We start from the raw sequence: 23,819 nt of genomic DNA, 5'->3' as shown, positions 1-23,819 counted from the left end.
GACATGATCGTAGCGCCTACTCCGCTGCCCGCCGCAGCGTGTCGACCACCGGCCGGCGCAACACTTCGCGCAGGCCCCACCAGCCCGCCGCCAGCGCGAGCACGGCGCCGGCCAGCGAACCGGCGATCGGCACCAGCGGCGAAGCGGTCCAGGTGAAGTCGAACACGTAGCGCGCCAGGCCCCAGCCGATCAATGAAGCGACGATGCTCGCCAGGAAGCCGGCCAACAGGCCCACGCCCACGAGTTCGGCGCGCTGCACCTGGCGCAGCAGGCTGCCCCGCGCGCCGACCGCGCGCATCACGGCGAATTCGCGCGCGCGCTCCTCGCGCGTGGCGGTGACGGCCGCGAACAGCACCACGAGGCCGGCCGCGAGCGTGAAGCCGAACAGGAACTCCACCGCGCGGATCACCTGGTCGAGCACGCGCTGCACCTGGCCGATGGTGGCGCTCATGTCGACGTTGGTCACGTTGGGGTAGCTGCGCACCAGCGCGTTGTCGAAGCCCTTCACATTCGGCGCGCGGAATGCGCCCATGTAGGTGACGGGCACGTCGGGCAGCGCATCCACCGTGTACATGACGAAGAAGTTGGCATGCAGCGAACCCCAGTCGACCTTGCGCAAGGAGGTGATCCGCGCATCGTTCTGCATGCCGCCGATGTCGAAGCGCAGCGTGTCGCCGAGCTTCATTCCCAGGGTCTCGGCCAGGCCTTCCTCGACGCTCAGCTCGCCGGCGGCGCCGGGTTTCCATGCGCCGGCCGTGACGACGTTGTGCGCCGGCGCCTCGGCGCTGGTGCTGAGGTTGAACTCGCGGTCGACCAGCCGCTTCGCGCGGTCGTCCATATAGTCGTCGGGCGAGACCGACTTGCCGTTGATGGCGACCAGGCGCCCGCGGATCATGGGATACCAGTCGAATTTCCGCACGCCGTTGTCGCGCAGGGTCTTCTGGAAGCCCTCGCTCTGGTCGGGCATGACGTTGATCACGAAGCGGTTCGGCGCGTCGGGCGGCGTCGCCTTGCGCCAGCTGGCCACGAGATCGGTGCGCAGCAGCACGAGCAGGATCAGCGCCAGCAGGCCCACCGCCAGCGCGCTGACCTGCACCACCGCATAGGCCGGCCGCGCCGAGATCTGGCGCGTGGCCAGCACCAGCCAGCGAGGCGCCGTCGTTTCGTTGACGCTGCGGCGCAAGAGCAGCACCGCGATCCAGCTCAGGAGCGCGAACACCGCCACCGCGGCCGCGAAGCCGCCGACCGCGATCAGCCCCAGCTTCAGGTCGCTGCTGGCCGCCACCAGCAAGGCGGCAAAGCCTGCCACGCCGAGCGCCAACACCGCGATCGAGGCCGGCTTCAGGTTGCCGACGTCGCGCCGGATCACGCGCAGCGGCGGCACGCGTGCGAGCTGCAGCACCGGCGGCAGCCCGAAGGCAAACAGCAGCGTGAGCCCCATGCCCAGGCCGAAGGCCACGGGCCAGAAAGTGGCCGCAGGCAGCGCGGTCTCGACCAGGCCCGCGAGCAGCAGCACGAAGACATAGTGCACGCTGTAGCCGATGGCCACGCCGAGCGCGCTGGCGAAGAGGCCGATGGCGGCGAACTCGAAGGCATAGGCCTGCGCGATGGTGCGCTGGCTCTGGCCCAGCACGCGCAGCATGGCGCAATCGTCAAGATGGCTGGCTGCGAAGCCGCGCGCAGCCAGCGCCACCGCCACCGCCGACAGCAGCGCCGCCAGCAGCGCCACCAGGTTCAGGAATTTCTCGGCGCGGTCCAGCGTCTGGCGCATCTCGGGGCGGCCGCTTTCGAAGGAGTCGAGGCGCAGGCCGCGCAGCTCGCCCTTCTTGATGGCCGCATCCGCCCAGTCGCTGAAGGTCTTGACGGCGCGGTCCTCGCCCGCCACGGCGAAGCGGTAGCTGACGCGGCTGGCCGGTTGCACGAGGCCGGTACGCGGCACGTCAGCCTGGTTGAGCATCACGCGCGGCGCGAAGCTCATGAAGCCGGCGCCGCGGTCGGGCTCGAGCGTGATCACGCGCGCGATGCGCAGGCCTGCGTCGCCCAGGAGCAGCGTGTCGCCCACCTTGAGCGCCAGCGCTTCGAGCAGGGAGCCGTCGACCCAGGCCTCGCCCGGCGCCGGCACCTCCCGCGTGGGCCGGCCCGGCACGCCGGGCTCGGTGCTCACCTGCAGGCTGCCGCGCAGCGGATAGCCGTCCTCCACCGCCTTGAGCGCAACCAGCTTGCTGGCCCCGCCCTGCTCTTCGCTCGCCCGTGCCATGGTCGGAAAACCATAGGTGCTCGCGTCCTGCAGGCCGAGGGCGCGTGCGCGCTCGACGAAGGCCTTCGGCGTCGGGTTGTCGCTCGCCACCACCGCGTCGCCGCCGATCAGCTGGCGCGCATCGCGCTGCAGTCCGCCCTTGAGCCGGTCGGCGAAGAAACCGACCGCGGTGAGCGCAGCCACGGCGAGCAGCACGGCGACGATGAGGAGCCGCAGCTCGCCGGCGCGCAGGTCGCGCCAGAGGGTGCGCCAGCCTAGGCGAAGAGAAGCGTTCATGGGTTGGGGTCTCGACAGACCCTCGACGATAGCCGAGGCGCCGTGCCCGGCCAAACCGAAGGGCTTAGGCGGCGCTCGTGAGGCGCGCGCCCGCGAGTTCCGGCTGAAGCACCAGCCGCTCGGCACCCGCATAGCAGACGAAGCGCTTGTTGGTCGCGCGCCCGATCGCGCACAGCCCGACACGCATCGCGACCTCGTGGCCCATCTGCGTGATGCCGCTGCGCGAGACCACGATGGCCACGCCCATCTGGGCCGACTTGATCACCATCTCGCTGGTCAAACGGCCGGTGGTGTAGAACACGCGTCCGCCGGAGAGCCTTTCTGCGGGCTGCATCGCGATCCAGCCGGCGATGGTGTCGATCGCGTTGTGGCGGCCGACATCCTCGACGAAGCATTGCATGCGTGCCTCGTCGCTGTCGCCCACGTCCAGCGTGAACAGCGCGCAGCCATGCACCGAGCCCGCCGACTTGTAGGTGCTCTCCTGGAGCCGGATCACGTTGACCAGCGCATAGAGCTGCGCCTGCCGCATGCGCGTGCCGGGCAGCTCCAGCTTGTCGATGCCGGCCATCAGCTCGCCGAACACGCTGCCCTGGCCGCAGCCGGTGGTCACCACCTTCTTGGCGGTGCGCTCCTCGATGCGGTCGATGCCGGCGTGGGTCTTCACCGCTGCGGCACCCACCTCCCAGTCGACCGTGATCGATTCGACGTCCGCCGCCGACTCGATGAGCCGCTGGTTCAGCAGGTAGCCCAGCACCAGCAGTTCGGGCTGGGCGCCGAGCGTCATCAGCGTGACGAGTTCGCGGCGATCGACGTAGACCGTCAGGTCGCGCTCGGCCGGGATCGAGACGACCCCGCGCTCGCCATGCTCGTCGACGACCTCCACTTCGCGCGTGAGCTCGGCGCGGGCCGAGGTCAGGCGCGGAAGCGGCAAGGCGCGCGTCACTGCTTGGGCGTGGGATTGACAGCCGCGGCGGGCTGGTTGGTGCTCGGCGGCGAAGAGGCGTTGCCGGCCGGCGAATGGGCGCCCGACGCCTCGATCGGCTTGTCCTGCGGCGGAGTGAAGGCGAAGGGGCCCGGATCGGCGCACGCGGGACCGGCCGGCGGCGGCGGCAACTGCTTGCCGGCCGCCGCCGCGCTGGCGCGGTACTTGGCCGCCACCTTGTCCTGCGACTGGCACAGCTGGTAGGCATCGACCTTGCCGGTCCATGCGGTCTTGGCCGCGGTCTCCGCGGCCTTGAGCTTGGCCTCGGGCGTGGAAGGCGGCGCCGGCAGCTTGGCGAACGCGGTGGAGGCGGCGGCCAGGCCCAGGGCCAGGCCGCAGACGGTCAGCATCTTCTTCATGAGGGGCTTCCTTCGACCCGAACGGTCTTCGCGGGCGCGGCATCCGAGGCCTCGGCGCTGCGCTGTGCGGGGATCTTGCCGGCGGCGATGTCGTCGTACCAGAGTTCGTGATGTTCGCGGGCCCAGGTCTCGTCGACATAGCCGTGGCGCATGGCGCTGTACGCGCCCTTCATGCCCAGCGTGCCGATGTAGATGTGGCCCATGATCATGGCCATCATGAGCAGCGTGGCCACCGCGTGGATCATGTGCGCGACCTGCATCTCGCCGCGCGTGTAGACGAAGCCCGGCAAGAGCTTGTCGAGGAACAGGCCCGAGCCGGCCACGATGCTGCCGAGCACGAGGATGCCGCCCCAGAACACCACCTTCTCGCCGGCGTTGAAGCGGTGCGAAGGCACCTCCTTGCCGCCGAACAAGCCGCCGAAGCGGGCCAGCCACTTGAGGTCCATCCTCGTCGGGAAGTTGTCGCGCACGAAGGTGATGAACATCAGGATCAGCGTGACGACGAACAGCGGACCGACGAAGTTGTGCACCGTCTTGAGCGCATAGGTCAGCCAGCCGAACAGGGCGGCGCCCATGATGGGCAGCAGGAAGAACTTGCCGAAGGCCATCACGAGCCCCGAGATCGCCAGCGTGACGAAGGCGATCGCGTTCGACCAGTGGGTGGCGCGCTCGAAGGGCGTGAAGCGCTCGATCTTGCGGCCGGTTTCGGTGCCGTGCAGGCCGATCGCGCCGCGCGTGAAATAGAAGATCGCGATCGCCAGCAGCACCACGAAGAGCAGCGCCGCGCCGTAGGGAATGATCCAGTCGTTGCGCACCTGGCGCCAGGCTTCGCCGGCGTTGGTGTAGCGCGAGCCCGGGTACTGCACGAAGGGCTGGATCAGGTTGCCGGCTTCGGGCGCCTGCGCACGCGGCAGGCTGCTGTAGCCCGTCACGCCCTCGCCCACCTGCCGCCACATCGGCGCGTTGTTGCCGGGCTGCACCTTCGCGCGCTCGGCATTGCTTTGCTTCAGGTAGTTGGGGTCGGCGCTGGCCTCGGGCTTGACCTCGAAGATGTTCTGGCTTTTGATGCCGCTGTGCTGCTGCGGCGCCGCAGCGGCGGCGGGCGGCTCGGCGACTGCGCCGCCGGCGGCCGGGTTCGGCGCCTGGGCCAGGGCCGGGCCGGCAGCCAGCGCGGCCAGGAGTACCAGGGCGTTCAGAAGAGCCTTGTTCATGCAGCCTTCCTTCCGCTCAGTTGTCTCGGACGTAGTCGTTCTGGCCGTTCTGCGTCCGCGTCTTGAGCTGCTGCTGCCAGGCGTTCTTGTCGCCGACCTGCCAACCCGACGCGGTGAATGCCGTGCCCGTGTTCTGCTGCGTGCCGCTGCCGCTCCAGGGCGCGGCATCGAGCTTGACGCCCTCGGCGTTGGTCTGTGGCTTCTCGCCGCAGGCCGCCAGCAACACCACGGCCGAACCGAGGGCCATCGTCAATGCCAGCGCGCGCCTCATTTCGTGCCCCCGTTGGTCGGGGTGCCGGCCTGCTGCGAACCGTAGGCCGTGCCCCAGCCCCAGACTTCGGCGCCCTTGCCGCGATGCAGCACGCGGGTGCGGAAGATGTCTGCCACCACGTCGCCGTCACCGGCCAGCAGCGCCTTGGTCGAGCACATCTCGGCGCAGGCCGGAAGCTTGCCTTCAGCCAGGCGATTGCGCCCGTACTTCTCGAACTCGGCCTGCGAGCCGTTGGCCTCGGGGCCGCCGGCGCAGAAGGTGCACTTGTCCATCTTGCCGCGGGCACCGAAGGTACCCTGCGAGGGAAACTGCGGCGCGCCGAAGGGGCAAGCGTAGGAGCAGTAGCCGCAGCCGATGCAGACATCCTTGTCGTGCAGCACCACGCCCTCTTCGGTGCGGTAGAAGCATTGCACCGGGCACACCGCCATGCAGGGCGCGTCGGAGCAGTGCATGCAGGCCACCGAGATCGACTTCTCGCCCGGCACGCCGTCGTTGAGCGTCACCACGCGGCGGCGGTTCACGCCCCACGGCACCTCGTTCTCGTTCTTGCAGGCCGTGACGCAGCCGTTGCACTCGATGCAGCGCTCGGAATCGCAGACAAATTTCATTCGTGCCATATCGATTCCTCTTTATGCTTTCTCGATGTTGCAGACCGTGGTCTTGGTCTCTTGCATCATGGTGACGCTGTCGTAGCCGTAGGTGGTCGAGGTGTTGATCGCCTCGCCGCGCACCACCGGCGCCGCGCCCTTGGGGTAGTAGGCGAGCATGTCCGCCCCCTGCCAGTGGCCGGAGAAGTGGAAGGGCATGAACACGGTGTCGGGCCCCACGCGCTCAGTGACCAGCGCCTGCACGTTGAGCTTGGCGCCGGTGGGCGTGTGCACCCAGGCGCGTTCGCCGTTGCGGATGTTCTTGGCGGCCGCGACCTTCGGGTTGATCTCGATGAACATCTCCTGCTGCAGCTCGGCGAGCCAGGGGTTGGAGCGGGTTTCCTCGCCGCCGCCCTCGTACTCGACCAGCCGGCCGGAGGTCATGATGAAGGGGAACTTCTCGGCCACCTTGTCGGCGATGTTCTTCTGCTGCACGCTCTTGTAGAGCGTGGGCATGCGCCAGAAGGCCATCTTGTCGTCGTGCGTCGGGTACTTGGCCATCAGGTCGGGCCGGGTGCCGTAGATCGGCTCGCGGTGCTGCGGGATGGCGTCGGGGAAGTTCCACACCAGCGCGCGCGCCTTGGCATTGCCGAAGGGATGGCAGCCGTGGTTCTTCATGGTCACGCGGATGATGCCGCCCGAGCTGTCGGTCTTCCAGTTCTTGCCCTCGGCCTTGGCCTTCTCTTCCGCGGTGAGCTCGTCCCACCAGCCGAGCTTCTTGAGCAGCAGGTGGTCGAATTCCGGATAGCCGGTGGTGATCTCGGCGCCCAGCGAATGCGAGCCGTCCTCGGCCAGCAGGTTCTTGCCGTTGCGCTCCACGCCGAAGTTCGCGCGGAAGTTGCCGCCGCCGTCCATCACGTGCCGGGTGGTGTCGTAGAGGTTCGCGCTGCCCGGGTGTTTGAGCTCCGGGGTGCCGTAGCAGGGCCATGGCAGGCCGAAGTAATCGCCCGACAGGTCGTAGCCGTTGATCTTGTCCTTGCCCGACTTGGCGCGCAGCGTGCGCACGTCGAAGGCGCCCATGTTGCGCATGTGGGCCTGCAGCCGCTCGGGGCTCTGGCCGGTGTAGCCGATGGTCCAGCAGGACTTGTTGATCTCGCGCAGGATGTCGTCCGGCACGGGCTCGTCCATGCCCTTGACCTTCTGCATCTTGTAGTTCTTGCTGAGCTCCTTGCCGAAGCCGAGCCGGTCGGCGAACTGCTGCATGATCATGTGGTCGCTGCGGCTTTCCCACAGCGGCTCGATCACCTTCTCGCGCCATTGCAGCGAGCGGTTCGAGGCGGTGACGGAGCCGCTGGTCTCGAACTGCGTGCAGGCCGGCAGCAGATACACCGCGCGATTCGGGTTCTGGTCTTCGGGCCGGCCCGGCATCGCAGCCATCGCCGCGGTGGCCGAGGGGTACGGGTCAACCACCACCAGCAGGTCCAGCTTGTCCATCGCGCGCTTCATCTCGAGGCCGCGGGTCTGCGAGTTGGGCGCGTGGCCCCAGTAGAAGACGCCGCGCAGGTTCGAATCCTGGTCGATCAGCTCGTTCTTCTCGAGCACGCCGTCGATCCAGCGCGAGACCGTGAGGCCCGGCTTGCTCATCATCGCGGGCGAGGCGTACTGCTTCTTGATCCACTCGAAGTCCACCCCCCAGACCGCGGCGAAATGCTTCCACGAGCCTTCGGCCAGGCCGTAGTAGCCGGGCAGCGAGTCGGGGTTGGGGCCGACGTCGGTGGCGCCCTGTACGTTGTCGTGGCCGCGGAAGATGTTGGTGCCGCCGCCCGACTTGCCCACGTTGCCCAGCGCCAGCTGCAGGATGCAGGAGGCGCGCACGATCGCGTTGCCGATGGAGTGCTGGGTCTGGCCCATGCACCAGACGATGGTGCCGGGGCGGTTCTCGTTGAGCCAGGTCGCGACCTTCAGCACTTGCGCTTCCTTGACGCCGCAGACTTCCTCGACCTTGTCGGGCGTCCACTTGGCAAGCACGTCCGCACGCACCTCTTCCATGCCGAAGACGCGGTCGTTGATGTACTTCTTGTCTTCCCAGCCGTTCTTGAAGATGTGGTGCAGGATGCCGAACAGGAAGGCGATGTCGGAGCCCGAGCGGATGCGCACGTACTCGTCGGCCTTGGCCGCGGTACGCGTGAAGCGCGGGTCGACCACGATCATCTTGCAGCCGTTTTCCTTGGCATGCAGCATGTGCAGCATGCTCACGGGGTGCGCTTCGGCCGCGTTCGAGCCGATGTAGAGCGCCACCTTCGAGTTGCGCATGTCGTTGTACGAATTCGTCATGGCGCCGTAGCCCCATGTGTTCGCAACGCCGGCGACGGTGGTCGAGTGGCAGATGCGCGCCTGGTGGTCGCAGTTGTTGCTGCCGAAAAAGCTCACGAACTTGCGCATCAGGTAGCTCTGTTCGTTGCTGTGCTTGCTGGAGCCGATCCAGTAGATCGAATCAGGGCCGCTGGCCTGGCGCAGCTCCTTGAGCCTGGCGGTGATCTCGTCGAGCGCCGTGTCCCAGCTGATGCGCTCGTACTTGCCGTTCACCAGCTTCATCGGATAGCGCAGGCGGTATTCGCCGTGGCCGTGCTCACGCAGCGCCGCGCCCTTGGCGCAGTGCGCGCCCAGGTTGAGCGGCGAATCGAACACCGGCTCCTGCCGCACCCAGACGCCGTTTTCGACCACCGCGTCCGAGGCGCAGCCGACCGAGCAGTGCGAACAGACCGTGCGCTTGATCTCGATCTTGCCGGTGCCGACGGCGGCCGGCTTGCCGTCGCCGGCAGCTTCGGCCTTGCGCATCAGCGCGAGCTGGCCGGCGGCCAGGCCCACGCCGACGCCCAGCCCCGAACGCCGCAGGAAGGCGCGCCGGTCCATGGTCGGCAAGGCACTGGCGAGGCCGCGCCGCAGGCTGTGGACAAAGGGCGAGGAGGAGGAGGAGGAAGAAGAACGGGAAGAGGCACTGTCGAGCGCAGCGCCGGTCGCTTTCCGGGTCAGCAACATGGTGGGGTTCGTCCTCAGGCCGAAGTGGTCTTGTAGTAGTGCTTGACGTGCTCGCTCAGCGTATAGCCGCCGCCCTTTTCGGGCGCAGGCTTCGGAACGGGCGTGGCGGCGGAGACGGGCTCCGGCGCGACTTTGGGCAGCACCGTGACGGCTGCTGCAGCTGCGCCGACCGACGCGGCGCCGAAAAAGAACTTGCGGCGGGACGCCGGCTTCGGGCCGGCGGATTGGCTGTCCTGCATTAACAACTCCAGGAGTGGCTGGGCGGAATCAAGATATGAAACCAGTTACATATATTTGGATACTAGTCGAGACCCTGATATTTCGTAAATCTATTTCCCTTGTACTCAGTTCAGCATGTCGAAACCCTGCGCTTCGACCTCTGCGAATGCACGTGTCAGCCCCGCCAGCGCGGCATAGAAATTGGCCTTCGGATGTTGCGCCACCGCATCGCACATGGCGGGCAGCCAGGGTTGCACGTGGGTCGAGAAGAAGGCCTGCTGCTGGGTGAGGTTGGCGACCGCGACATCCTCGCCGGCGATCAGATAGCGCATCACTTCGAACAGGCAGGCGATGTGATCCTCGGTCTCGGAGACCGCCTGCTCGCGCGCCAGGCCGAGCCGGTCGAGGTCGTTGCGCAGCTGGGCCAGCGGCTTGTCGTTGAGAAAGCCGCTCAGGTAGTGCGAGCCGAACAGGTAGACCTCGGGCTTGCCGATGCCGCCGAAGAGCACGTCGTACTCGCTCCTTGCCGCGGCGGCGTCGATGCCGCGCGCCACGCCCACGAGATGCCGCCACGGTTCCTCGAGAAAGGCACCGGCGGCCGGCGCCTCGGTCGGAGCGACCTGGAAGGCGCCGAGCAGCTCGGCATCGGGCGCCGCATACCAAAGCCGCGCCAGCAGGCCGTAGAGCTCGGCGCGCGCAAGCTCTTCGTCGAGCGCGGAGGAAACCGGAAAGCTTTCACTCATGCTCATAACTGCGTGATCTTCATTTCGTTCTGCGCGCTGTACAGGTCGATGACCCGGCAATCGCTGCACATCTTGAGGCGCTCGAGCGCCTCGCCCTGGAACATCGCGTGGCCCGCGAGCTTGCCGAGCATGGACTCGATCGCCTTCTGGGTGCCGAAGGGCTTGCCGCAGCGGATGCAGCTCCACGGCTTGGCTTCGTTGAGCACCACCGGCTGCTTGCGCTCGGCCGCGACCAGGAGCCGCGGCACCAGCGAGATCGCGTCCTCGGGGCAGGTGGTGGCGCAGAGACCGCACTGCACGCAGTTCTTTTCGACAAAGCGCAGTTGCGGCGCGTTCGGGTTGTCCTGCAGCGCGCTGGCCGGGCAGGCGCTGACGCAGGCCAGGCACATCGTGCACTTGTTCTTGTCGACCTCGATGGTGCCGTATGGCGCGCCGGCCGGCAGCGGGATTGCGAGCGGCGCTTCGGGCGCCGCCTTCAACGCCGGGGCGGCCTCGATCAGGTGATCGAGCGCGAGTTCGAGCGTGCTGCGCTTTTCCGCGCCGACCGCGAAGCGCGCTGCCGTGGCCGGCCGCTGCTGGCGCGTGTCGCGCAAGGCGGCCAGCGCGGCATCGAGGGCCGCGGGCATTGCCGCCTCGATCAGCCGGAAATGCGTGCCGGTGTAGCCCAGCCCGAGCAGCAGCGCCTGCGCGATCTCCATCTGCTTGCGCAGCGCATCAAGGTAGGCCGGCGCTTCCTCGCCGGTCGCGAGCACGGCCACCTGCGAAGCGCCGAAGGCGATCGCGCTGAGCCAGAGGTCGATGCCGGTGCTGGCCGCGTGCCAGAGGCCGACCGGGATCACGTTCGCGGGCACGCCCTGCGCGCGGCCGAGCTGCGCCTCGCGTCCGAGCCGCTCGACCAGCGCCAGTCCGCCTTCCTGGCTGTGCAGCAGCAGCACGGCATCACGCCCGCCCGCGCTGCCATAGGTCGTGAGCAGCGTGCGCAGCTTCAGGCCCTGGTCGGGCGTGCGCGGATAGGTGTAGCCGAGCGCGCCCGTCGGGCAGACAGTGGTGCAGGCGCCACACCCGACGCAGAGGTTCGGGTTGACGACGATCCGCTGGCGCTCCTTGTCGCTGGTCACCGCGTGCGCGGAGCAGACCTCGATGCAGGCATTGCAGCCCACCACTTCGTTGCGGCTGTGCGCGCAGAGCTTCTGCTTGTAGTCGAAGAACTTCGGCTTCTCGAACTCGCCGACCAGCTCGCGCAGCCGCAGCAGCGTCTGCAGGCCCTGCGCATGCGCAAGGCCGCCGGCCAGGTGGAAGTAGCCCTGCGGCGGCGCATGCCAGTCGATGAGCGGCGCGGCGCCGAGGTCGAGCACCAGGTCGAAGGCGCCGTCGAGCTGCGCGGGCGCGCGGCTGAAATCGATCGCGCCGGCCACCGTGCAGGCGCGTTCGCAGTCGCGGTGCGAGGTGCACTTGGTGTTGTCGATCTGGTAGTCGAAGCCGATGGCCTGCTCCGGGCAGACGGCGAGGCAGGCGTTGCAGCGCGTGCAGAGGTCGAGGTCGATCGCGTTGTCGCGCGTCCATTGCAGCTTGAAGGCGCCGAGCCAGCCGGCGAGCGAATCGATGCGGCCCGCGATCACCGGCCAGCGGCGTTCCTGCGCGCCGCCGGCGGCGCCGGGGCCCTGCGAGAAGATCGTGACGTCCAGCGTGTCGCCGACCAGCACGGCCGCCTTCTCCGCCTCGTCGAGCGCACCGACGATCAGCAAGCGGCCCTGGCTCGCATAGCTGACCGTCGACACGGGATCAGGCTCGGGCAGGCTGGCGGCGGCGAGCAGCGCGGCGATCTTCGGCATCGCGCTCTTCGCATCGCGGCTCCAGCCGCCGGTTTCGCGGATGTTGACGAAGCGGATCGGCGACACCGCATCCGGGGTCTGCTGCGCGAGCTCGCCGAACAGGCGCTTCTCCTGCGTGCAGGCCACCACCACCTCGTCGCCGGACTGGATGGCGCGCTGGAAGGCCGGCGCCTCGCGGCGGCACAGTGCCGAATGGAGTGGCAGGGTCTCAGCCAGTGCCGTCCCGAGCGTCTTCGGCTCGAGGGGCATCGTCTTGTTGCAGTCGCAGATCAGCGTGGTGGTCATCGGTCTCTTGGCTGGCGGGTTGCGCATCGGCAACCGGCGGGCTGGGAACTTCCTCGGCAGGCATCGACTGTGCCACGTCCGGGGGTGTGTGGGCCTCAGGGTCTTCTTTCGATTCTTCTTCCTCGAACAGGTTCAGGAACTTCGCGCTGGCCATCTGGCGCAGCACGCTCTCGGGTATCGGCGTCGACTGGGAGTAGTCGTCGATGTAGGTGTCCAGCCCGTCCATCACATTGAAGTGCGGATCGGCGAACAGCTTCTTGAAGGCCGCGTTCTTGACCTCGGGCGCGACGTTCTTCGCGACGAAGGGCTTGAAGTCGGAGTCGATGGTCAGCGCTTTGGCGTCAGCCAGCGTGAGCGGCGGCGGCATTTCTCCTTCCCCCTCCGGCGGAAGGTCGGGACGGGGGCCCGGCGTCTCGACCAGCGCAGCCGGTTCCACCGGCACGGCCGCCACCGGCTCCGGCGGCGGCACCTCCCCTTCGCGCACCTGCTGCTTGCGCCGCGACCAGCGATCGAAGAAGCCCTCAGACATCGCCCGCTCCCCGGCCGCGCTTCTTCTCGGTCGACACGCTGGCCGCGTTGCCGAAGCGATCGACCAGCGGCTTGAAGCTCTCCGGCCGCTTGCGGCGCTTGGGCTCGGCCACGTAGTGTTCATCCACGAAGGCACGCAGCCATGCCACCACCTCCTCCGGCGCCGGCACCTGCTCGACGTTCTCCTGCGCATCGAGCCAGCGGCCTGCCTCGTTGTAGCTCAGCGTGACCGTCAGCGGCCGCGCGATCGGCTCCGGCGCGAGCGCCGCCTCTTCTTCCATGCGCCACATCACGAACCAGCAGGGCGCGGGGGTTGTTGCGTTGAGCTGGTAACCCTCTGCTTCATCGCGAAACAATTCCACCTTGAAGCCCGGGTGCAGCCAGCGCTGCGCGCCCTCGTCGTCGCGCAAGAGGCGCGGCGCGTCGCCGAAGCCGGGCTCGTCGGGCACCACCTCGTCGAGCGTCCAGCGCCAGGGCTGCCAATGGCTCGAGGGGCCGTGGAGCCGCTCGCGCCGCATCACGACCGCCACGGCGAGACCAGGGTGCGCGCCCTCGGATGGGGTTTCGGATGGGTCCATGCGGCGGACGATAGCCGATGCACCGCCGGCGACACGCAAGCGGGGTTTCGCGCCGGCGCAGCCGCCTTGCACGCTCAAAGGCGGACCTTGCCGTCCTGCGTCAGCATCGACAGGTCAACGTAGCTCGACGCCGCGTGATTGCGGGCGCTGAAGTCGACGCGGAAGCCGCCGAAGTCGAAGTTCTGGATCGACTCCAGGCCGGCGACCAGCGCATCGCGCGTCGGCGCCCGGCCGGCGCGGCGAAGTCCCTCCGCCATCACCTTGGCGGCCACGTAGCCTTCCATGCTCGAATAGTTGGGCTTGGCGTCGGGCCCGGCCTTGCGCGTGGCCTCCAGGTATTCGCGGGAGATCGGGGTGTTGGTCGAGAACGGCGAGGGCATCACCTGGCTGACCATGATGCCTCGGGCGTCCTTGCCGAGTTCGTCGCCCAGCGCCTCGGTGCCGACGAAGGAGACGTTGAAGAAGGTGCCGCCGTAGCCGGCCTTGCGCGCTTCGCGGATGAAGGCCGCGCAGGCCTTGTAGGCACCGATCTGCACCACGGCCGTCGGTGCCGCGGCCGTGATGTCCTTCACCGCCTGTGCCACATCCACCGAATTGCGCTCGACCTTGCCCACGGCCACCGGCTCCAGGCTCATCGGCTTGAGCGCGCGCTTCACGCCCTCCAGCCCGGCCTGGCCGTAGGCGTCGTTCTGGTGGAATACGGCGATCTTGCGCAGGCCTAGCGAGGTGAGCTGCTTCACGATCAGCGCGGTCTCGTCGTAGTACGAGGCGCGGACGTGGAACACCGTCCTGCGGAACGGCTCGCGCAGGGCCTCGGCACCGGTGAATGGGCCGAAGAACGGGATCTTGGCCGCGTCCACCAGCGGCATCGCCGCCAGGCAGGTGGGCGTGCCGACATAGCCGAAGAGCGCGAAGACATCATCCTTGATGAGCCGGTCGGTGTTGGCCTTGCAGCGCTCGGGCTCGTAGCCGTCATCGAGCGTGCGCAATTCGATGCTGCGGCCGTGGATGCCGCCGGAGGCATTGAGCGCATCGAAGAAGATGCGCGCGCCCTTGTTCATCTGGATGCCCAGCTGCTCGGCCGGGCCGCTGAATGCGGCCGATTGCCCCAGCACGATGCGGGCGGGTTGGGCCCAGGCCGGAAGCGCCAGCGCGGCGCTGGCGGCGGCAAAGCGTTTGATTGCATCTCGACGCGGGATTGGGTTGTCCATGGAGGTAAGTGACTTCAGTTTTCGTGTAACGAGTAGTCACTTACTGTAACTGAAACTCAAGGGTTAACCCTAGACCAATGCTGCGATCTCCGCCGCGCTCAAGGCGCCGTGGTACAGCCGGAAATCATCCAGGCGCCCCGCCAGCACCGGATCCGCCGTGTACTGGGAGCGTCCGAGCCAATTCTGCGTGGTCTCGCCGAGGTCGAAGGGCGCCAGCGTCATCTGCGTGTTGGTACCTACCGCGAGGCCGTCGACGTACAGCGTGCCGAGGCTGCCAGACAAGGTCACCGCGACATGCACCCAGCGGCCGGTCGGCAGCGCCGCGCTGCCGTCGATCAGCTGCTCGTTGTAGCCGTGGACCGTGGAGATCGCATAGCGGACCGTGCCGGCATTGCTGCGCGGCGTCAGCATCATGTAGCGGCGCGGGCCGGAGCCGAAGTCGAAGACGCGCGACCAGGTGGCGGCGCTGTCCAGGTACACCTTCGTCGCGATCGTGAAGTCGCCGAGATCCTTCACCAGGCCGGCGGCGAGCGTGGCGTGGCCGTTGGTGCCGTCGTCGGTCTTCTTCTGCAGCAGCAACTCGGGCTTGATCGCCGCCCGCACCTCGTTCGATGCCGCGCTCTCCCCTGCCGCATTCACCGCAACGATCGCGTAGTAGTACACGGCGCCGGGGATGACGGTGCCGTCCATGAATGTCAGCGTGTCGGTGATGCCGGCGGCGATGGTGGTGTAGGGACCGCCCGCGCTGGCCGCGCGCTTGACCGTGTAGCTCAGCGCGTCCGTACAGCCCCACCACGACAGCAGCACCTGCGGCCCGCGCACCCGCGCCGTCAGGCCGCTCGGGCGCCCGCGCGTCGCGATGGGGTCGCGCGAGAAGGTCAGGGTCCCGAAACCGAGTTGATCGCCGTTGCCGCCGTCCCGCTCGGGGCGCAGTTGGGCCGCCTGCATCGCCGCATAGGGCGTCGCGATGCCGAGGCGGTTGGCGTAGTGGTTGTACACGCTCTCCCAGACCACGCGCTGGTGCCCCTGCCCGCCCGTCGACAGCACGGACTGGGTGCCCTGCCTGTTGATGTTGGTGAAGAAGGGCACCGTGTAGAAGGCGCTGGTCGCATCGCGCAGGTTGGACTTCGCCACGTACTCGGCGCCGGCGAGGAAGCGGTTGTTCTCGTAGCCGTAGACGTCGTCGCCCTGGTTCCACGCCATCTCGCAGAATGCACCCGCCAGACCGATGCCGAGGGTGCAGTGGCCCTGGTCGCGGCCGCTCTCCTGCCATTGGCCGAGATAGCCCGGATGGACGTGGTAGACCGCCTGCAGGCCCGCGCCGTTGCCCTGGCCGGACTTGTAGTAGCCGAGGGCCTCGTCGTAGATGTCTTGCCGGTCGCACAGCACGCCGATGGCCAGCATCGACGCCAGCGCGCACTGGTCCCAGTTGGCCCAGTAGTTGGTGATCTGGGCACCGTTGTGGTTGACGAGGAAGCTGTGGTTGAGCGGATAGAACACCGTGAGCATCATGTTCTGGAAGCGCGCCAGGTCGCTCGCCGCCCAGCCCGCGTAGGAGCGCATGATCTCGGCCGCGTTCGCGAACTGGTAGCCGTAGATGCCTGCGGCCAGGAAGCGGTCCGCGTTGCCGTGGATCGCGGTCAGCGTGGACGACCAGGCATTCAGGAACACCACCGCCCGGTCGGCGTAGCGCACGTCCCCGGAGACCTTCCAGCGCAATGCCAGCTGATAGGCGCGCGCGATGTCGATGTACATCTGGGCGAAGTTCGAGTCTTCGCCGCCGCGGATCACGATGGCCAGCGGGCGCGGGGAAGCGCCGAGCTGGGAACGGCCGTTGGAAATCAGCGCATTCCAGCCGCTCAGCCAGGGCTCGGCACCGGCCGCGACCTTCAGGCGCATGCGCTCGAAATCGGCCTCGGTGTGCAGCAGGCCGGGATGCGTGAACTTGCGCGCTTGCGTAGTCGAGGGCGTGGTCGAGTTCGTGCCGGGCTCGGACGCAGCACCTGCGCTCGACGTCGCCGCCGAAGTTGCCGCGTTCTGCGACGACGCGCCGAGCGTGCCCGTACTCGCGAACCCGCCGCTCCCGCCGTCCCCGCAGGCCGCAGTTCCCAGGGCTGCGAAGCTCATCGCGCCCACGCAGAAGAGGCGGCGATCCAATGAAATGTCGTTGTCGTTTTTTGTCTGATCCACGTTTGACTTGGCGTTGTGAATGTGCTGGATAAGTAACAGCCAGCAACATATATGCCAGTCATTCGAGCCAAGGTCATTGCGCAGGGCCGCGCCTGGCATGCCCGGCCACGGCGCGACCTCCGGCGTCAGAAAGACGCTCGATATGCCAAAAATGTCACACCCCGAGCCGCTCTCAGCGCGCCGTCGCCGCCTCCACCGCTGCCACTGCCCCGGTCCCATAGCCAGCCGCCGCCACGGGCTCGCCGCCGCGCAGTACCTGCACCGCGCAGTACTTGAACTCCGGGATCTTGCCCATGGGATCGAGCGCCGCATTGGTCATCAGGTTGGCTGCCGCCTCGTAGTACGCGAAGGGCACGAACACCGCGCCGTTCGGCGTGCCGTCGTCGCGGCGCACATGGATCGCGACCTCGCCGCGGCGCGAGCGAATCGTGACCACGTCGCCCGCCTGCAGGCCCAGCGACTCCAGGTCGCCCTGGTTCATGGAGGCCGTCGCCATCGGCTCCAGCGCATCGAGCACCGTGGCGCGGCGCGTCATGCTGCCGGTGTGCCAGTGCTCGAGCTGCCGCCCGGTGATCAGCACGAAGGGGTATTTGCCATCAGGCCGCTCGTCGGCCGGGATGATGTCGGCCGGCACCAGCTTCACGCGGCCGTCGGCGGTCGGGAAGTCGTCGATGAAGACGGTCGGCTGGCCCGGATCCTCCGCGCTGAGGCAGGGATAGGTCACGCTGGATTCGCGCTGCAGCCGCTCCCAGGTGATGCCGCTGATGACGGCATGCATGGCCTGGCGCATCTCTTCGTAGACGGCGGCCACGCCGGACTCTTCGCCTTCGTAGTTCCATTGCAGGCCCATGCGCTGGGCGATCTGCTGGATGATCCAGAGATCGGGCTTGGCATCGCCGGGCGGGTTCAGCGCCTTCTTGCCGAGCTGCACCATGCGGTCCGTATTGCTCACCGTGCCGGTCTTCTCGGGCCAGGCGGTGGCGGGCAGTACCACGTCGGCCAGCCAGGCGGTCTCGGTCATGAAGATGTCCTGCACCACCAGGTGTTCCAGGCTCGCGAGCGCATGGCGTGCGTGGTTGAGATCCGGGTCGCTCATCGCCGGGTTCTCGCCCATGATGTACATGCCGCGGATCTTGTGCGGATCGCTGTCCGGCGCCAGCGCCTTGTGCATGATCTCGACCACGGTGTAGCCCGGTTTCTCGTCGAGCGGCATGCCCCAGAAGTTCTCGAACCAGGCATGCACGCCCGGGTTGTCGACGCGCTGGTAGTTGGGGAACATCATCGGGATCAGCCCCGCATCGCTCGCGCCCTGCACATTGTTCTGGCCGCGCAGCGGATGCAGGCCCGAGCCGGGCTTGCCGATCTGGCCTGTGACCGTGACCAGCGCGATCAGGCAGCGCGCGTTGTCGGTGCCGTGCACGTGCTGGCTGATGCCCATGCCCCACAGCACCATCGCGCCCTTCGCCTTGGCGAAGGCTCGGGCCACTTCGCGCAGCGTCTCGGCCGGGATGCCGCAGATCGGCGCCATCGCCTCGGGGCTGTAGCCCTTGACGTTCTCGCGCAGCGCTTCGAAGTTGCTGGCGCGCTCGCGCACGAAAGCCTCGTCGACCAGGCCTTCGTCGATCACCGCATGGATCAGCGCGTTGAGCATGGCGACGTCGGTGTCGGCCTTGAACTGCAGCGTGCGCCACGCATGCTTGCCGATGTCGGTGACGCGCGGGTCGGCCAGCACGATCTTGGCGCCGCGCTTGGCGGCGTTCTTCATCCAGGTGGCGGCCACCGGATGGTTGGCGGTCGGGTTGGAACCGATGACGAAGATCAGGTCCGCATGCTCCACGTCGTTGACCTGGTTGCTCACCGCGCCCGAGCCCACGCCCTCCAGCAGCGCCGCCACGCTGGAGGCATGGCACAGCCGCGTGCAGTGGTCGACGTTGTTGCTGCCGAAGCCGGTGCGCACCAGCTTCTGGAACAGGTAGGCCTCTTCGTTGCTGCCCTTGGCCGAGCCGAAGCCGGCCAGCGCCTTCTTGCCGTGCGTGTCGCGCAGGCTCTTGAGTTTGCCGGCGGTGAGCGCGAGTGCCTCTTCCCAGCTGGCCTCGCGGAAGGCGTCGTGCCAGTCGCCGGGCCGCGGCGCGTCGTTGAAGTCCTTGGGCGCGCCGGGCTTGCGGATCAAGGGCTTGGTCAGGCGCTGCGGGTGGTGCGCGTAGTCGAAGCCGAAGCGGCCCTTGACGCAGAGCCGACTGTGGTTGGCCGGGCCGTCACGGCCATCGACGCTGGCGATCTTTTCGTCTTTCACGTTGTAGGTGATCAGGCAGCCCACGCCGCAGAAGGGGCAGACCGAATCGACCTTGCGATCCACCTGCTGCGAACCGATCCGCGTCTTCGGCATCAGGGCGCCGGTCGGGCAGGCCTGCACGCATTCGCCGCAGGCCACGCAGGTGCTGTCGCCCATCGGGTCGTCGAGGTCGAACACGATCTTCGAATCGCTGCCGCGCATTGCGTAGCCGATCACGTCGTTGACCTGCTCCTCGCGGCAGGCACGCACGCAGCGGTTGCACTGGATGCAGGCGTCGAGGTTGACCGCCATCGCGGGATGCGAGACATCGGACTTGGGCTGCTCGCGGCGCAGGGCCTTGAGCTCGGGTCGGACTTCGATGTGGAGGCGCTCGGCCCATTCGCTGAGCTCGCCGTGCTGGCCGCCGGATGGGCCGCCCTCTTCGTCGTTCCACTTGTACCCGCGGTCCGGCATATCGGACAGCAGCATCTCGACCACCATCTTCTGGCTCTTCAGCGCCCGCTCGCTGTTGGCTTGCACCTCCATGCCGGCCGTCGCGTTGCGGCAGCAGCTCGGCGCCAGGGTGCGCTCTCCCTTCACCTCGACCACGCAGGCGCGGCAGTTGCCGTCAGGGCGCAAGCCCTCCTTGTAGCAAAGGTGCGGGATGTCGACGCCGTGGCGCTGAGCGGCCTGGAGAATGGTTTCGCCTTCGAAGGCCTGGACGGCGCGGCCGTCGAGCTTGAACTCGATGGTCTGCGGGATCACTTCGGCAAGTCGTGTGGGAGCGTTCACGCGATCTCCTCGGGGAAGTACTTCTGGATGCAGCGGATCGGATTGGGCGCGGCCTGCCCGAGGCCGCAGATAGATGCGTCGCCCATGACCTGCGCGAGGTCTTCCAGCGTGGCGTTGTCCCACACCGGCACCTGCATCAGCGCCGCCGCCTTGGCGGTGCCGACGCGGCAGGGCGTGCACTGGCCGCAGCTCTCGTGCTCGAAGAAGCGCATCATGTTCAGCGCCGCGTCGCGTGCGCGGTCATGCTGGCTCAGCACCATCACGGCGGCCGAGCCGATGAAGCAGCCGTAGGGCTGCAGCGTGTCGAAATCCAGCGGGATGTCGTTCATGGAGGCCGGCAGGATGCCGCCCGAGGCGCCGCCCGGCAGATAGGCGTAGAGCGTGTGGCCGTCCAGCATGCCGCCGCAGTATTCGTCGATCAGCTCCTGCACCGTGATGCCGGCCGGCGCGAGCTTGACGCCCGGGTTCCTGACGCGCCCGCTGACGCTGAAGCTGCGCAGTCCCTTGCGCCCGTGGCGGCCGAAGCCGCTGAACCACTGCGGGCCCTTCTCGACGATGTCGCGCACCCAGTAGAGCGTCTCGAAGTTGTGCTCCAGCGTCGGTCGGCCGAACAGGCCGACCTGCGCGATGTAGGGCGGGCGCATGCGCGGTTCGCCGCGCTTGCCCTCGATGCTCTCGATCATCGCGGACTCCTCGCCGCAGATGTAGGCGCCGGCGCCGCGCCGGAGCTCGATGCGCGGCAATACGCACGGCGGATCGGCCTTGAGCTCGGCCAGCTCGGCCTCGAGCAGCCGGCGGCAATCGTGGTATTCGTCGCGCAGGTAGATGTAGCAGGCCTCGGTGCCCACGACCTGCGCCGCCACCAGCAGCCCTTCGAGGAAGCGATGCGGATCGCGCTCGAGGTAGGTGCGGTCCTTGAAGGTGCCGGGCTCGCCCTCGTCGATGTTGACGGCCATGAGCCGGGGCGCCGGCTGCTCGCGCACGATGCGCCACTTGCGCCCAGCCGGGAATCCCGCGCCGCCGAGGCCGCGCAGGCCCGAGTCTTCCATCGCCTTGATGACGGCCTCGGCATCGTGCTCGCCGTTGACCAGCGCGGCCGCGAGCGCATAGCCGCCGTTGGCGCGGTAGGTGGCGTAGTCGGTGAAGGCAGGGATCTCTGCGATGCCCTCGGGCGGCGGCGAGACGCTCTTCTCGGCCAGCCCCGCCGGCACGAAATTGAAGGTCTCGCGCGCTGCCGGCCGGGCATCCAGCGCCTGCAGCACCCGATCCGTCGTCGCCAGCGGCACGGCACGCTGGTGCACCGCCGCGGCGGGTGCCTGCTCGCAGCGGCCGATGCAGGGCGCCGAGATCACGCGCACGTCGTCGCGGCCGGCCGCGCCCAGCAGCGCAGGCAGCCGCGCGAGCAGGTCCTGCGCACCGGCCAGCTCGCAGGCCAGGCCGTCGCACACGCGAATGGTGAGCCCGGGTGCCTGCTCGTCGCCGCGCAGCACTTCGAAGTGGTGATAGAAGGTCGCGACCTCGTAGACCTCGGCCATCGGAACGTTGATGAGCGAGGCCAGCGCCACCAGATGGCGATCGTGCAGGCCGCCGTGCGCATCGTTGAGCAGGTGCAGCTGCTCGATCAGCAGGTCGCGCCGCCAGCCGTCATCGGGCCGCGGACCGATGAGCGCGCGCACCTCCGCGAGCGCATCGGTCTCGGGCTGCCGGCCCTTGAGCTTGCTCTTGCGGCGGATGCGCTCGCGCAGCTGGTCGGGGGTGGCCAGCGGAATCGCCTGGACGGCGTTCTGGGTGCCTGGGTAGTTCATTGCCTCGGCAGTCGGTGCGGACTGTGTCGCCGCGCGAAGGCACGGCCTGGCCCGAATGTCGCGCCCCTGGCGGCTTTCGGCAAATTGAATCCGCACATGGGGCGATTCAATAAAGAAATGGTGCAGCGCACCGGCGCCGCCGGACTACCCCCGCAGCGCTCCGCTGTGCGCCGCGACTTCCTGCTGCCACGCCGGGCTCTGCACCAGCGCCAGCGCCGCATCGAGGGCGCGCGAGGGCCGCACGGCGGTCTGCGTCATGAAGCCGATCGGCGTGCGCACCTCCGGCGCCACCAGTGGCAGCGCCTCGAGCTCGCCATGGCTGCGCACGGCATCGACCATGCCGCCGGGCAGCACGGCGCAGACGTCCCCGGCGCTCACGCTGAGCGCCAGCGTGAGCACCGAATTGGTCTCGATGGCCGGCTTCACCGTGACGCCGGCATCGGCGAAGGCCTGGTCGACGATGGAGCGGTTGTGCATTTCCGGCGTCAGCAGGCACAGGGGCAGCCGCCCCGCCTCGGCCCAGGCGATCGGCGCGCCGAACTGCAGCGCGGGCTGGCCGGCGCTCGCCGACCGGCGCACCAGGTAATAGTGTTCGATGCTCTGCGGCCAGGCCGTGAGCTTGACCTCGCCGCTTCGCATGCGCTCCGTGTAGCCGAGGGCCAGGTCGAGCGACAGGTTCTCCAGCCCGGTTTCGAGCTCGAGCGAGCTCATCGACAGCACGGTCGGCACGATGCCCGGATGGCGCGCCCGCAGCCGTCCCGCGAAGCGCGCCAGCATCGGCATCGCGGTCGGCACCGCGGCCATGCGGAGGTTGCCGCGCGGGCGGTCTTCCTCGCTCTTGAGCAGCTGCTGCAGCACCTCGTTCTCGTGCAGCATGCGATGCGCCGCGGCCAGCACGGCCTCGCCCTCGTGCGTCAGCCCGGAATAGGTCCGCCCGCGCTTGACGATGACGACCCCGAACTCGGCCTCCAGCGCGCGCAGCGCGTTCGACAAGGCCGGCTGCGTGATGTGGCAGGCCTGGGCGGCGCGGCCGAAGTGGCGGTGCTCGTGCAGCGCGCTGAGGTAGCGCATGGACGCGAGCAGGTTCATGGGCGCTGGATCAGGTGTTCTTGCTGACCGTGATGGTCGGGAATTTCGCGGAGAAATCCTTCGCCTTTTCGGCAATGCCGACCGCCACGCGGCGCGCGACCGACTTGTAGATGCCGGCCACCTCGCCGTCAGGGTCGGCCACCACCGTCGGCTTGCCGCTGTCGGCCTGCAGGCGAATGTTGATGTCCAGCGGCAGCGCGCCGAGGTAGTCCATGTTGTATTGGGCTGCCATCTTCTTGCCGCCCTCGGCGCCGAAGATGTGCTCGACGTGGCCGCAGTTCGAGCACACGTGCACCGCCATGTTCTCGACGATGCCCAGGATCGGCACGCCGACCTTCTCGAACATCTTGATGCCCTTCTTGGCGTCGAGCAGCGCGATGTCCTGCGGCGTGGTCACGATCACCGCGCCGGTCATCGGCACGCGCTGAGAGAGCGTCAGCTGGATGTCGCCGGTGCCGGGCGGCATGTCGACGATCAGGTAGTCGAGCTCCTTCCAGTTGGTCTGGCGCAGGAGCTGCTCCAGCGCCTGCGTGGCCATCGGGCCGCGCCAGATCATGGCTTCGTCCTGGTCGACCAGGAAGCCGATGGACATGACCTGCACGCCGTGGTTTTCCAGCGGCTCCATGGTCTTGCCGTCCTCGCTCTCGGGGCGGCGGTCGATCCCCAGCATCATCGGCTGGCTGGGCCCGTAGATGTCGGCATCGAGCAGCCCGACGCTGGCGCCCTCGGCCGCCAGCGCCAGCGCCAGGTTGGCCGCGGTGGTGCTCTTGCCCACGCCGCCCTTGCCCGACGCGACGGCGATGATGTTCTTGACGTTGGGCATCAGCTGCACGCCGCGCTGCACGGCATGGCTGATGACCTTGGTCGCGATATTGACCGACACGTTCTCCACGCCGGCCACACCCTTGGCCGCCGCCACCAGCGCCTTGCGCATCGCCGGCACCTGGCTCTTGGCCGGGTAGCCGAGCTCGATGTCGAAGGAGACATCGCCCTCCTGGATCTGCAGGTTTTTCAGCGCCTTGGTGCTGACGAAGTCCTTGCCCGTGTTGGGGTCGAGGACGGTCTTGAGCGCTTCGGTGAGCGCCGCCTGGGTAACTGCCATTGGTAACTCCTAATGGCAGATAGTCTAGTCCGCCGCGCTGCGGCACCTATTCAGAGCACGCGAAAGCCATGCGTGCCGTCGGACTCCAACTGCGCCACCAGGCCGAATTCCCAATCGAGGTAGGCCTGCATCGCCTCGGGCGGCGCGTCGGTGCCTTCGTAGGGCCGGCGGTAACGGCCGGTCTGCGGCGA

18 protein-coding genes are annotated in these 23,819 nt (G+C 68.2%); all 18 read right to left on the bottom strand.

Annotated elements, in window-relative coordinates; translation table 11 throughout:
• Positions 1–16 precede the first annotated feature (16 nt).
• The 18 genes from AC3A6B_RS11875 to apbC all read right to left on the bottom strand — a co-directional run bounded on the left by AC3A6B_RS11875 (position 17) and on the right by apbC (position 23,628).
• Complete coding sequence (locus AC3A6B_RS11875; protein ID WP_487836897.1) at positions 17–2,533, bottom strand: ABC transporter permease; 2,517 nt, start codon at positions 2,531–2,533, stop codon at positions 17–19.
• 64 nt (positions 2,534–2,597) lie between these two features.
• Entirely contained in the window at positions 2,598–3,476 is an 879-nt protein-coding gene (locus AC3A6B_RS11870; protein ID WP_487836896.1) for a formate dehydrogenase accessory sulfurtransferase FdhD, read from the bottom strand.
• Positions 3,473–3,874: a hypothetical protein gene (locus AC3A6B_RS11865; RefSeq protein ID WP_487836895.1), complete on the bottom strand. Its 402-nt coding sequence runs from the start codon at positions 3,872–3,874 to the stop codon at positions 3,473–3,475. The genes AC3A6B_RS11870 and AC3A6B_RS11865 overlap by 4 nt, the downstream gene beginning before the upstream one ends.
• Positions 3,871–5,085: a formate dehydrogenase subunit gamma gene (locus AC3A6B_RS11860; protein WP_487836894.1), complete on the bottom strand. Its 1,215-nt coding sequence runs from the start codon at positions 5,083–5,085 to the stop codon at positions 3,871–3,873. Before AC3A6B_RS11860 ends, AC3A6B_RS11865 begins: the two co-directional genes overlap by 4 nt.
• A 16-nt stretch (positions 5,086–5,101) precedes the next feature.
• On the bottom strand, positions 5,102–5,356 hold the full coding sequence (locus AC3A6B_RS11855) for a hypothetical protein (protein WP_487836893.1): 255 nt from the start codon (positions 5,354–5,356) through the stop codon (positions 5,102–5,104).
• The gene (fdh3B, locus tag AC3A6B_RS11850) at positions 5,353–5,973 is read right to left on the bottom strand and encodes a formate dehydrogenase FDH3 subunit beta (RefSeq protein ID WP_214695430.1); all 621 of its coding nucleotides are present in this window, start codon (positions 5,971–5,973) and stop codon (positions 5,353–5,355) included. The genes AC3A6B_RS11855 and fdh3B overlap by 4 nt, the downstream gene beginning before the upstream one ends.
• A gap of 12 nt (positions 5,974–5,985) precedes the next feature.
• A complete protein-coding gene (locus AC3A6B_RS11845) occupies positions 5,986–8,982 on the bottom strand; it encodes a formate dehydrogenase subunit alpha (RefSeq protein WP_487836892.1) in 2,997 nt (998 codons plus the stop codon).
• A 14-nt stretch (positions 8,983–8,996) separates the two neighbouring features.
• Positions 8,997–9,221 (bottom strand): formate dehydrogenase, encoded by a 225-nt coding sequence (locus tag AC3A6B_RS11840; RefSeq protein WP_487836891.1) that lies wholly within the window; start codon positions 9,219–9,221, stop codon positions 8,997–8,999.
• Between the two features lie 105 nt (positions 9,222–9,326).
• Complete coding sequence (locus tag AC3A6B_RS11835) at positions 9,327–9,944, bottom strand: TorD/DmsD family molecular chaperone (protein ID WP_487836890.1); 618 nt, start codon at positions 9,942–9,944, stop codon at positions 9,327–9,329.
• 2 nt (positions 9,945–9,946) lie between these two features.
• Positions 9,947–12,025 carry a 4Fe-4S dicluster domain-containing protein gene (locus AC3A6B_RS11830; protein WP_487837004.1) on the bottom strand — a complete coding sequence of 693 codons (2,079 nt, stop codon included), beginning with the start codon at positions 12,023–12,025 and terminating at the stop codon, positions 9,947–9,949.
• Positions 11,985–12,590, bottom strand: coding sequence for a DUF3306 domain-containing protein (locus tag AC3A6B_RS11825; protein WP_487836889.1), 606 nt, complete (start codon positions 12,588–12,590; stop codon positions 11,985–11,987). Before AC3A6B_RS11825 ends, AC3A6B_RS11830 begins: the two co-directional genes overlap by 41 nt.
• Complete coding sequence (locus AC3A6B_RS11820; protein WP_487836888.1) at positions 12,583–13,167, bottom strand: DUF3305 domain-containing protein; 585 nt, start codon at positions 13,165–13,167, stop codon at positions 12,583–12,585. Before AC3A6B_RS11820 ends, AC3A6B_RS11825 begins: the two co-directional genes overlap by 8 nt.
• A gap of 74 nt (positions 13,168–13,241) precedes the next feature.
• Positions 13,242–14,378: an ABC transporter substrate-binding protein gene (locus tag AC3A6B_RS11815; protein ID WP_487836887.1), complete on the bottom strand. Its 1,137-nt coding sequence runs from the start codon at positions 14,376–14,378 to the stop codon at positions 13,242–13,244.
• A 69-nt stretch (positions 14,379–14,447) separates the two neighbouring features.
• Positions 14,448–16,505 (bottom strand): LamG-like jellyroll fold domain-containing protein, encoded by a 2,058-nt coding sequence (locus AC3A6B_RS11810; protein ID WP_487837003.1) that lies wholly within the window; start codon positions 16,503–16,505, stop codon positions 14,448–14,450.
• Between the two features lie 235 nt (positions 16,506–16,740).
• The gene (gene fdhF, locus AC3A6B_RS11805; protein WP_487836886.1) at positions 16,741–19,632 is read right to left on the bottom strand and encodes a formate dehydrogenase subunit alpha; all 2,892 of its coding nucleotides are present in this window, start codon (positions 19,630–19,632) and stop codon (positions 16,741–16,743) included.
• Positions 19,629–21,437 carry an NADH-ubiquinone oxidoreductase-F iron-sulfur binding region domain-containing protein gene (locus AC3A6B_RS11800; protein WP_487836885.1) on the bottom strand — a complete coding sequence of 603 codons (1,809 nt, stop codon included), beginning with the start codon at positions 21,435–21,437 and terminating at the stop codon, positions 19,629–19,631. Before AC3A6B_RS11800 ends, fdhF begins: the two co-directional genes overlap by 4 nt.
• A gap of 144 nt (positions 21,438–21,581) precedes the next feature.
• Positions 21,582–22,526 carry a LysR substrate-binding domain-containing protein gene (locus tag AC3A6B_RS11795; RefSeq protein ID WP_487836884.1) on the bottom strand — a complete coding sequence of 315 codons (945 nt, stop codon included), beginning with the start codon at positions 22,524–22,526 and terminating at the stop codon, positions 21,582–21,584.
• A gap of 10 nt (positions 22,527–22,536) precedes the next feature.
• Positions 22,537–23,628, bottom strand: a complete 1,092-nt coding sequence (gene apbC, locus AC3A6B_RS11790; RefSeq protein WP_487836883.1) for an iron-sulfur cluster carrier protein ApbC — start codon at positions 23,626–23,628, stop codon at positions 22,537–22,539.
• Positions 23,629–23,819: the final 191 nt, after the last annotated feature.

The sequence above is a fragment of the Variovorax sp. Soil_C_33 genome, assembly GCF_057656935.1.
This window is presented reverse-complemented; position numbering and strand designations above follow the sequence as displayed.